This window comes from Variovorax sp. Soil_C_26, assembly GCF_057657075.1.
In genome coordinates, this window is sequence record NZ_JBDGJC010000002.1 from 799,282 (window position 1) to 811,621 (window position 12,340).

At 67.9% G+C, this 12,340-nt stretch carries 13 protein-coding genes; 6 read left to right on the forward strand and 7 right to left on the reverse strand.

From position 1 onward, the window contains the following. Positions 1-5: 5 nt before the first annotated feature. The 6 genes from AC3A6G_RS09345 to AC3A6G_RS09370 form a co-directional block, all read right to left on the reverse strand. Entirely contained in the window at positions 6-719 is a 714-nt protein-coding gene (locus AC3A6G_RS09345) for a helix-turn-helix transcriptional regulator (protein ID WP_487859979.1), read from the reverse strand. Positions 720-750: 31 nt separating this feature from the next. Further along, positions 751-1,203 carry a GyrI-like domain-containing protein gene (locus AC3A6G_RS09350; protein ID WP_487859980.1) on the reverse strand — a complete coding sequence of 151 codons (453 nt, stop codon included), beginning with the start codon at positions 1,201-1,203 and terminating at the stop codon, positions 751-753. 3 nt (positions 1,204-1,206) lie between these two features. Next, on the reverse strand, positions 1,207-1,578 hold the full coding sequence (locus AC3A6G_RS09355; RefSeq protein WP_487859981.1) for a VOC family protein: 372 nt from the start codon (positions 1,576-1,578) through the stop codon (positions 1,207-1,209). Between the two features lie 165 nt (positions 1,579-1,743). Then, the gene (locus AC3A6G_RS09360) at positions 1,744-3,546 is read right to left on the reverse strand and encodes a PhoH family protein (protein WP_487859982.1); all 1,803 of its coding nucleotides are present in this window, start codon (positions 3,544-3,546) and stop codon (positions 1,744-1,746) included. A 221-nt stretch (positions 3,547-3,767) separates the two neighbouring features. Beyond that, positions 3,768-4,244, reverse strand: a complete 477-nt coding sequence (locus AC3A6G_RS09365) for a peroxiredoxin (protein WP_487859983.1) — start codon at positions 4,242-4,244, stop codon at positions 3,768-3,770. Positions 4,245-4,373: 129 nt separating this feature from the next. After that, positions 4,374-4,757: an Mth938-like domain-containing protein gene (locus tag AC3A6G_RS09370; protein ID WP_487859984.1), complete on the reverse strand. Its 384-nt coding sequence runs from the start codon at positions 4,755-4,757 to the stop codon at positions 4,374-4,376. Between the two features lie 99 nt (positions 4,758-4,856). Between AC3A6G_RS09370 and AC3A6G_RS09375 the strand changes: the two genes are divergently transcribed. From AC3A6G_RS09375 to AC3A6G_RS09400, 6 genes are all read left to right on the forward strand, one after another. After that, the gene (locus tag AC3A6G_RS09375; RefSeq protein WP_487859985.1) at positions 4,857-6,086 is read left to right on the forward strand and encodes a pyridoxal phosphate-dependent aminotransferase; all 1,230 of its coding nucleotides are present in this window, start codon (positions 4,857-4,859) and stop codon (positions 6,084-6,086) included. Positions 6,087-6,185: 99 nt separating this feature from the next. Further along, positions 6,186-7,508 (forward strand): homoserine dehydrogenase, encoded by a 1,323-nt coding sequence (locus AC3A6G_RS09380; RefSeq protein WP_487873594.1) that lies wholly within the window; start codon positions 6,186-6,188, stop codon positions 7,506-7,508. Beyond that, positions 7,505-8,920, forward strand: coding sequence for a threonine synthase (gene thrC / locus AC3A6G_RS09385; protein WP_487863579.1), 1,416 nt, complete (start codon positions 7,505-7,507; stop codon positions 8,918-8,920). The genes AC3A6G_RS09380 and thrC overlap by 4 nt, the downstream gene beginning before the upstream one ends. An 81-nt stretch (positions 8,921-9,001) precedes the next feature. Then, the gene (gene mobB / locus AC3A6G_RS09390; RefSeq protein ID WP_487859988.1) at positions 9,002-9,547 is read left to right on the forward strand and encodes a molybdopterin-guanine dinucleotide biosynthesis protein B; all 546 of its coding nucleotides are present in this window, start codon (positions 9,002-9,004) and stop codon (positions 9,545-9,547) included. Then, the gene (locus tag AC3A6G_RS09395) at positions 9,540-10,826 is read left to right on the forward strand and encodes a molybdopterin molybdotransferase MoeA (RefSeq protein ID WP_487873595.1); all 1,287 of its coding nucleotides are present in this window, start codon (positions 9,540-9,542) and stop codon (positions 10,824-10,826) included. Before mobB ends, AC3A6G_RS09395 begins: the two co-directional genes overlap by 8 nt. A gap of 14 nt (positions 10,827-10,840) precedes the next feature. Next, a complete protein-coding gene (locus tag AC3A6G_RS09400; protein WP_487863582.1) occupies positions 10,841-11,092 on the forward strand; it encodes a MoaD/ThiS family protein in 252 nt (83 codons plus the stop codon). Here the strand turns inward: AC3A6G_RS09400 and dapA are convergent. After that, positions 11,079-11,981, reverse strand: coding sequence for a 4-hydroxy-tetrahydrodipicolinate synthase (gene dapA / locus AC3A6G_RS09405; RefSeq protein WP_487873596.1), 903 nt, complete (start codon positions 11,979-11,981; stop codon positions 11,079-11,081). The two genes, AC3A6G_RS09400 and dapA, sit on opposite strands and share 14 nt — an antisense overlap. Positions 11,982-12,340: the final 359 nt, after the last annotated feature.

Here is a 12,340-nt window from a genome sequence, read left to right on the forward strand (position 1 = left end):
GGGCATCAGGCCTGCAGCGGCGGCCGGTTCTCCTCGGCGTGCCGTGCCTTGAGCTGGCGCAGCATGTCGGCCAGCGTCTTGCCCGGCTCGTCGCGGAAGCGCTCGGGCAGCGCGTCGAGGCCGTCCATGCGGTCGAGGCGGAAAGCGCGGAAGTCGGCACGCAGCTCGCACCAGGTCGAGAGCGTCCAGACCTTCCCCCAATAGAAACAACCGAGCGGGCGCACCGTGCGTTCGCTCGCATCGCCCGACACGTCGCGGTAGCGCAGGTGCAGCTTCTGCCGCGCCGCCACCGCCTCGCGCAGCACCTGCAGCCGGGCGCGCATTGCATCGTCCAGCCCCATCCCGGGCGCGTAGAGCGCGAGTGCTTCTGCGCCGACCCGCGCGGCCGGCGGCAGCACCGAGAGGATCTTGCCGAGCCCGGTTTCGATGTTGCGCGCCAGCGCCGGATCGACCCAGCTCTGCGCGACGCGCGCCGCTGCCACGAGCGCCGAGGCTTCCTCCTGCGTGAACATCAGCGGCGGCAGTTCGAAGCCCGCGCCCAGCCGGTAGCCCACACCCGCTTCGCCCTCGATCGGTACGCCCTGGTGCTGCAGGTCGGCCACGTCGCGGTAGACGGTGCGCTCCGACACCTCGAGGCGTTGGGCCAGGAACGCGGCCGTGGTGAGCCGGCGGCCGCGGATGAGCTGGACGAGCTGGAACAGGCGGTCGGCGCGGCGCATCGATGTCAGTCGGCAAAAGGGCAGGGCAGGGTCATGCAACCCCGATGTGAATGGCCACCGCATCCGGCCCGTCGTAGGCCTCGAAATCACTGCGGTAGCGGCGCACGATCTCTGGGTGCGCCTCGAAATAGTCCCAGACGCGCTGCCACGCATCGATCACCAGCCGCGGCATCTCGCCGCGCGCAGTGAAGACGAGGTAGTCGCCGGCCTCGATGGCCACGCTGCTGCCCACGCCCTCGGCCACCGACACGCCTGCGGTCACGTCGAACGCGCCGTGGGCATCCGATTCGTAGCCCGAGTAGACGCCGAACAGGCGCTTGTCGGCATTGCGGTGCGGTGTCGAGGCATAGATCTCCTGGTCGAAGAACCGAGTCCAGAGCGCCGCGAGGCGGCCGCTCGACGGGTCGCTTTCGTCGCCGTTCGTGGTGCGGACCGTGAGGCCCGCCACATGGAACGCCGCTTGGGGTTGACGGACAGGTTCCATGCTTCAGGCGAGCGCGTGCAGCCCGACCTCGTTGCCTTCGGTGTCGCGCAGGTGGGCGATGAAGCCGAGGCCCTTGGGCAGTTCGGTCTTGGGCACGGTCACTTCGCCGCCCGCCGCTGCGATGCGCCCGAGCACGGTGTCGATGCTCGGGTTGCAGTCGAGATAGATCCGGATGCCGCTGCCCGGTGCGGCGCTGCCGCTGGTGCTGGGTTGCAGGCAACCGCCGGTCGCAGGCTCGTCGTGGGGAAACATGGCCAGCGCCTCGGCACCGAACGTCTCACGGCGCAATGCGCGGCCGAGCACGGTTTCGTAGAAGCGCTGGGCCCGGTCCAGGTCGGCGACCGGGATCTCGAACCAGGTGATGGCGTTTTGCATGAAAGACTCTCTTTCGTTTCTGTGGAAGGGAGCCCGATGGTGCGGCGCGGCTCCTGACAGCGTCTTGTCAGGAGCCTGTCTGCCGCCGCCATCTTCCACAAATGAAAAGGCCCGCAATGCGCAGGGCGCATTGCGGGCCGATCGGCTGCCGAAGGCCTGGCGTCGTCAGAGCACCTCGCTCGCGAAGTCGGCCAGCCGGGAGCGTTCGCCGCGCGCCAGCGTGATGTGGCCGCTGTGGGGCCAGCCCTTGAACTTGTCGACCGCGAAGGTCAGTCCGGAGGAGCCCTCGGTCAGGTAGGGCGTGTCGATTTGCGCCAGGTTGCCCATGCAGACGATCTTGGTGCCCGGGCCTGCGCGCGTCACCAGGGTCTTCATCTGCTTGGGCGTGAGGTTCTGCGCCTCGTCGATGATCACGTACTTGTTGAGGAAGGTGCGCCCGCGCATGAAGTTCATGCTCTTGATCTTGATGCGGCTGCGGATCAGCTCGTTGGTGGCGGCGCGGCCCCATTCCCCGGCGTTGCCGCCGTCGCCCTTGGCGAGGAATTCGAGGTTGTCGTCGAGCGCACCCATCCAGGGGCCCATCTTCTCTTCCTCGGTGCCGGGCAGGAAGCCGATGTCCTCGCCCACGCTCACCGTGGCGCGGGTCATGATGATCTCGGTGTAGCGGCGGTCGTCGAGCACCTGCGTGAGGCCCGAGGCCAGCGCCATCAACGTCTTGCCCGTGCCGGCAGTGCCCGTGAGCGTGACGAAGTCGATCTCGGGGTCCATCAGCAGGTTCATCGCGAAGTTCTGCTCGCGGTTGCGGGTGTTCACGCCCCAGACCGCGTTCTTGCCCGAGCTGTAGTCCTTGAGCGTCTTGAACACCGCCGTCTTGTCGCGGATCTCGGTCACGCGCGCGTACATGCTCGGTTCGCCCGGCGCCTCGAAATACACGAACTGGTTGATGTACAGGTTCGGCACCAGCGGGCCGCTCACGCGGTAGAAGGTGTTGCTGCCGCTCTGCCAGCTCTCGACGGTCTTGCTCTGGCGGGTCCAGAAATCGGGCGGCAGCGCGAGCGAGCCCGAATAGAGAAGGTCGCCGTCTTCGAGCGTCTTGTCGTTCTGGTAGTCGTCGGCGGCCAGGCCCAGCGCGCGCGCCTTGACGCGCATGTTGATGTCCTTCGACACCAGCACCACTTCGCGCTTCGCGCGGCCGGGCTGTTCCTTCGCGTATTCGTCGCGCAGTGCGTGCACCACGCCGAGGATCTGGTTGTCGGCCTTGCCCTGCGGCAGGCTGATCGGCAAAGCGTAGTCGAGCGGGGCGGTCTGGAAGAACAGGCGGCCGCCGGCCTCGCGATGACCGGTGGTGTCGAGCTTCAGGCCCTTGTCGATGTCGGCGTCCTGCGCGGCGGCCAGTGCGTCGAGCGTGCGGCTGGTCTGGCGGCCGTTGCGTGCGACCTCGGTGGTGCCCTTCTTGTGGCCATCGAGTTCCTCCAGCACGATCATCGGCAGGAAGATATCGTGCTCCTCGAAGCGGAACAGGCACATCGGGTCATGCAGCAGCACGTTGGTGTCGAGCACGAAGAGCTTGGCGGGGCCGGTGGATCTGGCGCGCTTCGGGCGGGCCGGCGCCTGCGGGGCCGGCGCGACAGGGGCGGGGGGCGCTGCCTGGACGCGCGTCTCGACCTGCACAGCGGCGGGCTGCTGGGGCTGCGGCGGTGCGCTCACGTGCGACGGCGCCGCCCGCGACTTGGTGGCCGCACGGCGTGGCGGGCGCGAGTTTGTGCTGTTGCTGTTGCCGCCGCCCGGCGTCTCGCTGGCGGGGCTGTCGAACAACTCGAGGGGCTGGGGCAGGTTCGGTGCCGCGGCCTCGTCATCGCGTTGATCGCCGGCGCGGCGCGAGCCCCTGTGCGTGGAGCGGGCGGGTGCGTCGACCGCATCCGGCGAGAGCAGTGCGGCGCGTTTCGTAGGGGCGGGAGGCAATGGCATGAGTCAGGTCGCTCGCAGGAAAGTGGAAACCGGAAAACGAAAAAGCCGCCTGAGGGCCAGGCGGCTTCGTTCGGAGGATGCGGTCGTGGAGCTCAACGGCATGAGGCCATTATGCACACCGCAGGTGACGCGTTCTGCGCTCTTTGCACAAGCCGTTGGGCATTCCCCACGGCATGATGCAAAAGCGCACAGTCGGCGCAAGCTGTAACTCGGTCGGCTTTTCAGGCGGCTTTCTTCAGCGCCTTGACGGCCTTGAGCACGTCATCGACGTGGCCCGGCACCTTGAGGCCGCGCCATTCGGCCTTGAGGATGCCATCTGCGCCGATCAGGAAGGTGCTGCGCTCGATGCCCTTGACCTTCTTGCCGTACATGATCTTGTTCTTGACCACGCCGAACATGTGGCACATTTTTTCTTCGGTGTCGGCGATGAGCTCGAAGGGGAGCTCGAGCTTGGCCTTGAATTCGTCGTGCGACTTCATGTTGTCGCGCGACACGCCGAACACCGTGGCGCCGGCTTTCTCGAAGTCCTTGAAGCGGTCGCGGAACTGCATGGCTTCGGTCGTGCAACCCGGGGTGTTATCTTTCGGGTAAAAATACATGACCAGCACTTGGCCGAGATGCGAGGTATTCGAGACTTTCAAGCCGCCCGTGGCGTTGGCGTCGAATTCAGGAATGGGTTTGTTGACAACGATCGCCATGAAACTTGTTTTCTCCGTTGGTTGCCATGGCTCGGCGCGTAGACGCGCGCCCGGACATGGCGTATTGGTCGTTGCTAACTGAGGGCAGCAGGCCTGTTCGCAACCCGGTATTTTACCTCGAAATGGCCCTCAGCTGCCGGTTGCAGGCTCGACCAGAAGGGCCGCCACCACGTGGCGCCCCTCGCCGGCCAGGATGTTGTAGGTGCGGCAGGCGGCGGGCGTGTCCATGGTTTCCACGCCGGTTCGCCGGGCCATCAGCGGCTGGAGCCAGGCGGGCTGCGGGAAGCGGATGCGGGATCCGCTGCCGAAAATGATCAACTCGGCGCCGAGCGCCGCGAGCTGCGCGAAGTGCTCGGGGCCGATTTCGTCGAAGCGGGTGCAGTTCCACTCGAAACGCTCCCCGTGCGAGCCGACGACGACGCTGCCCTCGACCTTTTCGTTGTTGATCGCGACCCAGCCGGGGCCGTGAGCGGTCAGGGCCTGGGCGTCGGATTTGTCGGGCTGGAGCTTCATCGGTGCACTGGGAACTGTGGTCAAATTATAGGTTTTCCCAGTGACACGGGGCCTCCAAGGGCCTTTTGACATCGAGTAACCCGCGCCCGGGAGGGCCCTTTGAAGCAGTTCAGGAAATCGGCCAAACTGGCCAATGTGCTCTACGACATTCGCGGCCCCATCATGGATGCGGCCAAGCAGATGGAGGAAGAGGGCCAGAAGATCATCAAGCTCAACATCGGCAACCTCGCCGTGTTCGGCTTCGACGCGCCGGAAGAAGTCCAGCAGGACATGATCCGCAACCTTCCGGCATCCGCGGGCTATTCGGACAGCAAGGGCATCTTCGCGGCGCGCAAGGCCGTGATGCACGAGACCCAGAAGCAGGGCATCGCCGGCGTCGCGCTCGACGACATCTACCTGGGCAACGGGGCGAGCGAGCTGATCGCGATGTCCACCAACGCGCTGCTCAACGACGGCGACGAGATGCTGCTGCCCGCGCCCGACTATCCGCTCTGGACCGCCGCCTCGAGCCTGTCGGGCGGCACGCCAGTGCACTATCTCTGCGACGAGGCCAACGGCTGGATGCCCGACCTCGATGACATCCGCGCCAAGATCACGCCCCGCACCAAGGGGATCGTGGTGATCAACCCGAACAACCCGACCGGCGCCCTTTACTCCGACGACCTGCTCAAGCGCATCGTGGCGATCGCGCGCGAACACGACCTCGTGATCTTCGCCGACGAGGTGTACGACAAGGTGCTCTACGACGGCGTGAAGCACACCGCGATCGCGAGCCTGTCGACCGACGTGCTCACGCTCACCTTCAACTCGCTGTCCAAGAGCTATCGCTCCTGCGGCTACCGCGCGGGGTGGCTCGTGGTGTCGGGCGACAAGAAGCGCGCGCGCGACTACATCGAGGGCCTCAACATGCTCTCGAACATGCGGCTGTGCGCCAACGTGCCGGGGCAATGGGCGATCCAGACCGCGCTGGGCGGCTACCAGAGCATCAACGACCTCGTCGGCGAGGGCGGCCGTCTGCGGCGCCAGCGCGACCTGGCCTACGAGCTCATCACCGCGATCCCGGGCGTGAGCTGCGTCAAGCCGAGCGCCGCGCTCTACATGTTTCCGAAGCTCGATCCCGCGGTCTACCCGATCGAGGACGACCGGCAGTTCTTCCTCGAGCTGCTGAAGGAAACCCGGGTGATGCTGGTGCAGGGGACGGGCTTCAACTGGGCGACGCCCGACCATTTCCGTATCGTGTTCCTGCCGCATGAAGACGACCTGCGCGAGGCCATCAACCGCATCGCCATGTTCCTGGAGACCTACCGCCTGCGCAGCAAGAGCGCGTGAGGCCTTCGCCGACCGCTGCTGCTGCGCCGCTGACGAGGCCGCCGCGCGGCGGCGGGCCCTGTTGTCCATTTCTACGAAACCATTGAACCCGAATCTCCCATGAAACCCATCCAGGTAGGCCTGCTCGGCGCAGGAACGGTCGGCAGCGGCACCTTCAAGGTGCTGCTGCGCAACCAGGAAGAAATCAAGCGCCGTGCCGGCAGAGGCATCGAGATCACCATGGTCGCCGACCTCGACCAGGCGCGCGCACGCGAGGTGGCGGGCGCGGGCGTTCAGGTGGTGGCCGACGCGCGCGCCGTCATCGCCAACCCCGACATCGACATCGTGATCGAGCTGATCGGCGGCTACGGCATCGCCAAGCAGCTGGTGCTCGAGGCCATCGCGGCCGGCAAGCACGTGGTCACGGCCAACAAGGCGCTGCTCGCGGTGCACGGCACCGAGATCTTCGCGGCCGCCCATGCCAAGGGCGTGATGGTGGCCTTCGAGGCTGCGGTGGCCGGCGGCATCCCGATCATCAAGGCGCTGCGCGAAGGCCTCACCGCCAACAGCATCCAGTGGATCGCCGGCATCATCAACGGCACCACCAACTTCATCCTCTCCGAGATGCGCGACAAGGGGCTCGACTTCGCGACCGTGCTCAAGGAGGCGCAGCGCCTCGGCTATGCCGAGGCCGACCCCACCTTCGACATCGAGGGCGTCGACGCCGCGCACAAGGCCACCCTCATGAGCGCGATCGCGTTCGGCATCCCGGTGCAGTTCGACAAGGCGCACATCGAGGGCATCACCAAGCTCGCGGCGCAGGACATCAAGTACGCCGAGCAGCTCGGCTACCGCATCAAGCTGCTCGGCATCACCAAGCGCACGGCCCAAGGCGTCGAACTGCGCGTGCATCCGGCGCTCGTGCCGTCGAAGCGGCTGCTCGCCAACGTCGAGGGCGCGATGAACGCGGTGGTGGTGCACGGCGATGCCGTCGGCACCACGCTCTACTACGGCAAGGGCGCAGGCAGCGAGCCGACCGCGAGCGCGGTGATCGCCGACCTGGTCGACATCACCCGGTTGCACACGGCCGACGCGGCCCACCGCGTGCCGCACCTCGCCTTCCATCCCGATGCGATGAGCGACCTGCAGGTGCTGCCGATGGCCGAGGTCGTCACCAGCTACTACCTGCGCCTGTGCGTGGCCGACGAGGCCGGCGTGCTGGCCAAGGTGACGGGCCTGCTCGCCAATGCCGGCATCAGCATCGACGCGGTGCTGCAGCGCGAAGCCGACGAAGTGGGCGGCGAAGGCTCGAACCAGACCGACCTCATCATCCTCACGCACGATGCGCGCGAAGGCACGATGGACGATGCGCTCGCGCATTTGCAGGCGCTGCCCACGGTGCTGCAGCCGATCGTGCGCATCCGCAAGGAAGAGTTGAAGTGAACTACCTGAGCACCCGCGGCCATCCCGACCGCAAGCGCTTCTGCGAGATTTTGCTCGAGGGCCTCGCGCCGGACGGCGGGCTCTACCTGCCCGCGCACTATCCGCAGGTCGACGCGGCCACGCTCGCGAAGTGGCGCAGCCTGCCGTACGCCGAACTCGCCTTCGAGATCCTCTCGCTCTACATCGACGACATTCCGCCGGCGGACCTGAAGGCGCTCTGCGCCAAGACCTACACCGCGGAGGTCTTCGGCTCCGACGAGATCGTGCCGCTGCGCGAGCTCGAAGACGGCGTCTACCTCGAAGCCCTGTCGAACGGCCCCACGCTGGCCTTCAAGGACATGGCGATGCAGCTGCTCGGCAACCTGTTCGAGTACGAACTGGCCCGCCGCGACGCCGAGCTCAACATCCTCGGCGCCACCAGCGGCGACACCGGCAGCGCGGCCGAGTACGCGATGCGCGGAAAGAAGGGCGTGCGCGTCTTCATGACCTCGCCCGACGGTCGCATGAGCCCGTTCCAGCAGGCGCAGATGTTCAGCCTGCAGGACGCGAACATCCACAACATCGCCATCACCGGCGTGTTCGACGACTGCCAGGACATCGTCAAGGCGGTGTCGAGCGACCTGGGCTTCAAGCGCAAGTACCGCATCGGCACGGTCAACTCGATCAACTGGGCGCGGCTGCTCGCACAGGTGGTCTACTATTTCGCGGGCTACTTCCAGGCCACGGCATCGAACGACAAGCCCGTGAGCTTCGCGGTGCCCTCGGGCAACTTCGGCAACGTCTGCGCGGGCCACGTGGCGCGCATGATGGGCCTGCCGATCCACACGCTGGTGGTCGCCACCAACGAGAACGACGTGCTCGACGAGTTCTTCCGCACCGGCGTCTACCGCGTGCGCGCGGGCGCCGACACGCACGAGACCTCCAGCCCGTCGATGGACATCAGCAAGGCCAGCAACTTCGAGCGCTTCGTGTTCGACCTGGTCGGGCGCGATGCCGGCAGGCTGCGCGCGCTGTTCGTCGACCAGCTGGGCCGCGAGGCGAAGTTCGACCTCGGCGCCGATCCGGTCTTCGCGCAGGCCGCCGAGCGCTTCGGCTTCCGCAGCGGCCGCAGCACGCATGCAGACCGGCTCGCGACGATCCGCGACACCGAGAAGCGCTTCGCCACGCTGATCGATCCGCACACCGCCGACGGCCTCAAGACCGCGCGCGAGCACCTCACGCCGGGCGTGCCGATGGTGGTGCTCGAGACCGCGCTGCCGATCAAGTTCGCCGCCACGCTGGTGGAAGCGCTCGGGCAGGAGCCCCCGCGACCGGCCAGGTTCGAGGGCATCGAGTCGCTGCCCAAGCGAGTCGTCAGGCTTGCGGCCGATGCGGAGGCCGTGAAGGCCTACATCGCCGAGAACTGCGATTGAACGGCGCCGGCCAGCACGTCGTGATGGCCGCCTTGCATCAGCATTCGGCTCGCGCTTGACGCGCGGCCTCAGGAACTCGTCATGAAGGTGATCGGTTTTTCCGGGTATTCGGGTTCGGGCAAGACCACGCTCGTCGAGCGCCTGATCCCCGTGCTCAGGCTCCATGGGCAGCGCGTCTCGGTCGTGAAGCATGCGCACCACAAGTTCGACATCGACCACCCCGGCAAGGACACCTACCGCCACCGCGAGGCCGGCGCCTTCGAAGTGGTCGTGGCGTCCGACCGGCGGCTGGCGCTGATCCGCGAATTCGAGCAGCCCGCGCAGCTGTCGGTGCACGAGCTCATCGCCGAGCTCTACGACGGTGTCGACTGGGTGCTGGTCGAGGGCTTCAAGCACAGCGACCTGCTCAAGATCGAGGTCTGGCGCGCGCCCGAGCCGGGCCAGAAGCCGCGGCCCCTGCAGTACATCGATGATCCGTTCGTGACCGCCATTGCCACCAATGCGCCCGAGAGCCTGCCCGAGCCCACCGAGCGGCCGCTGTTCGACCTCGACGACATCGAGGGCATCGCCCAGTGGCTGATCGACAGCGGCGATCGCTTCGACTACAAACCGAGGCACCATGGCTGATTCACCGCCTTCTCCCATATCGTCGCGCCCGCCGTTGATGGCGCTCAACGAGGCGCTGGCCATCCTGCTCGCCAAGGCGCAGCCGAAGCTGCCGGCCGAAAGCGTCGCCACCTTCGACGCCGACGGCCGCGTGCTGGCGCAGGACGTGGTCTCCGGGCTGACCGTGCCGCCGAAGGACAACAGCGCCATGGACGGCTACGCGGTGCGCACGGCCGACTGCACTGCCGCGGGCGCGGTGCTGCAGGTGGCGCAGCGCATTCCCGCCGGCAGCGTCGGCACCGCGCTTGCAGCCGGCACCGCCGCGCGCATCTTCACCGGCGCGCAGGTGCCCGAGGGCGCCGACGCCATCGTGATGCAGGAAGACACCGAGGCCATGGCCGAGCAGGGTGGCCTTGGCGCGGTGCGCATTGCGGCCGTGCCCGCCGCGGGCCAGTGGATTCGCCGTGCGGGCGAAGACGTGGCGGCCGGCGACGTGGTGCTGCGCCGCGGTGAGCGCCTCACGCCCGCGGCGCTCGGGCTGGCGGCCAGCGTGGGGCTCGACCGCCTGCAGGTGGCGCGGCGTCCCCGCGTGGCGCTGCTCTCCACCGGCGACGAACTCGTCATGCCCGGCGAGGTCGCGCCCGAGGCCATGAAGCCCGGCGCGATCTACAACTCGAACCGCTTCTTCATGCGCGCGTTGCTGCACCGGCTCGGCTGCGAGGTCGACGACCTCGGCATCGTGCCCGACCGGCGCGACGCCACCATCGAGGCGCTGCGTGGCGCGGCCGAAGGCAACGACCTGATCATCACCACCGGCGGCGTCTCGGTCGGAGAGGAAGACCACATCAAGGCCGCCGTGCAGGCGCTCGGCGACCTGCAGTTGTGGTCGCTCTCGATGAAGCCCGGCAAACCCTTTGCCTACGGATCGATCCAGCGGGCCGGCGGCGAAGCGCAGGGGCGCTGCCACGTCACGGGGTTGCCCGGCAACCCGGTGTCGAGCTTCCTGACCTTCCTGCTGCTCGTGCGCCCGTTCCTGCTGACGCTGCAGGGCGCAAGCCGGGTGGCGCCCGAACCCGTGCCGATGCGCGCCGACTTCGACTGGCCGCGTGCCGACCGGCGCCGCGAGTTCCTGCGCGCGCGCCGCAATGCCGCGGGCGGGCTCGACCTGTTCACCAACCAGAGTTCGGGCGTGCTGACGTCGATGGTCTGGGGCGATGGCGTCATCGACAACCTGCCCGGCCAGACCATCCGGGCCGGCGACACCGTCAACTTCATTTCCCTGGCCTCGCTGCTGGCCTGACCGAGGCTGCTCCCATGAAGGTCCACATCCGCTATTTCGCCTCGGTGCGCGAGGCGCTCGCCACGGGCGGCGAGACCGTCGACACCACGGCCGACACGCTGGCCGCGCTGCGCGACGAACTCATCGCACGCGGCGGCGCCCATGCCGCGGCGCTCGCACGCGGCAGGGCGGTGCGCATGGCGCTCGACCAGGTCATGAGTGCCGAGTCGGCCGCGCTGCACGAAGGTGCCGAGGTCGCGTTCTTCCCGCCGGTCACCGGCGGCTGAGGGCGGCCTCGAGCGCTGCGAGCCGCTCCCCCAGCGCCGCCGAGGCGCGCGTCATCGGCAAGCGCAGTTCGTCGCGCATCGACCCCTGCCGTGCCAGCAGCGCCTTGAGCGGCCCGGGGTTCGGTTCAGCAAACAGCATCGCGATCAACGGCAGCAGCGGCTGCCATTCGGCGCGCGCCTCCACCAGCCGGTTCTCGGCCAGCAGGCGCAGCACCTGGACGAAGCGCCGCGTCTGCACATGCGCGCTGGCCGCAATGGCGCCTGCGCCGCCTTCGGCCACGGTCGCGAAGATCTGGTGGTCTTCGCCCGCGAGCACCTGGAGCCGGCCGTCGGCGATCAGCGCGCGCGTCTTGGCCATGTCGCCGCCGCAGTCCTTGACGCCGCGGATGCGCGGGTGCTCGGCCAGCGCCAGCAGCGTGTCGCGCGCGAGGGTCGCACCGGTGCGGTAGGGAATGTCGTAGACCAGCAGCGGCACCGTGCTGGCGTCGGCAATGGCGCCGAACCACGCGCGCAGGCCGTCCTGCGATGGCCGGATGTAGTGCGGCGCAGGCACCAGCAGCCCGGCCAGCGGCCATTCGGCCAGCCGGCGCACCCAGGCTGTGGTCTTGCCCAGGTGGTAGCCCGACAGGCCCATGACGATCGGCAGCCCGCCTGCGGCGGCATGAACGGTGTCGAGCGCGGCGAGCTGCTCGGCCTCGTCGAGTGCGGCAGCCTCGCCGGTCGAGCCGCAGACCACGAAGCCGGCCACGCCATAGGCCGCGAGCCGCTGGGTGAGCGCCGACAGCGCGGCATGGTCCACCGCTCCGTCATGGAACGGCGTAACGAGGGGAATCCAGAGGCCGGAGAAATCGGCAGCGGGATCGATAGGAACGGATGGTTGTTGCGGCACGTGGGCCTCCTTGCGGGATCGACCGATGGACAGTAACCGTCATCGTTCGGTGCGCGCGCAACCCATTCGGGGCCAAGGCCTTGGCAGGTTCCGTCGCTCATCCGACGACGGAACCGCAGCTCCGGTCAGACGAGCTTTGGTTTTTTGGGGGCTTGGCTGCCCTGGCGCGCACGGGTGCTCTCGGCGCGCGAAAGCACGGGCAAGAGCGTGGCGAGGCAGGGCATCGTCGAAGTATAGGAGGCGGTCGGGCTTGGGCATGGCCCCGCGCCGCAGGCGGCCCGAAGGGTTGCGCGAGACAGGGCGCATGCGGCGTTGCCAATGCTCGCTGGACATCAGTCCAGCTTGCGCTTGGCGCCTTG

Excerpts from the sequence above, each read along its gene's own strand:
- AC3A6G_RS09345 (WP_487859979.1), bottom strand. The coding sequence starts at position 719 with ATGCGCCGCGCCGACCGCCTGTTCCAGCTCGTCCAGCTCATCCGCGGC.
- AC3A6G_RS09350 (WP_487859980.1), bottom strand. The coding sequence starts at position 1,203 with ATGGAACCTGTCCGTCAACCCCAAGCGGCGTTCCATGTGGCGGGCCTC.
- AC3A6G_RS09355 (WP_487859981.1), bottom strand. The coding sequence starts at position 1,578 with ATGCAAAACGCCATCACCTGGTTCGAGATCCCGGTCGCCGACCTGGAC.
- AC3A6G_RS09360 (WP_487859982.1), bottom strand. The coding sequence starts at position 3,546 with ATGCCATTGCCTCCCGCCCCTACGAAACGCGCCGCACTGCTCTCGCCG.
- AC3A6G_RS09365 (WP_487859983.1), bottom strand. The coding sequence starts at position 4,244 with ATGGCGATCGTTGTCAACAAACCCATTCCTGAATTCGACGCCAACGCC.
- AC3A6G_RS09370 (WP_487859984.1), bottom strand. The coding sequence starts at position 4,757 with ATGAAGCTCCAGCCCGACAAATCCGACGCCCAGGCCCTGACCGCTCAC.
- AC3A6G_RS09380 (WP_487873594.1), top strand. The coding sequence starts at position 6,186 with ATGAAACCCATCCAGGTAGGCCTGCTCGGCGCAGGAACGGTCGGCAGC.
- mobB (WP_487859988.1), top strand. The coding sequence starts at position 9,002 with ATGAAGGTGATCGGTTTTTCCGGGTATTCGGGTTCGGGCAAGACCACG.
- AC3A6G_RS09395 (WP_487873595.1), top strand. The coding sequence starts at position 9,540 with ATGGCTGATTCACCGCCTTCTCCCATATCGTCGCGCCCGCCGTTGATG.
- AC3A6G_RS09400 (WP_487863582.1), top strand. The coding sequence starts at position 10,841 with ATGAAGGTCCACATCCGCTATTTCGCCTCGGTGCGCGAGGCGCTCGCC.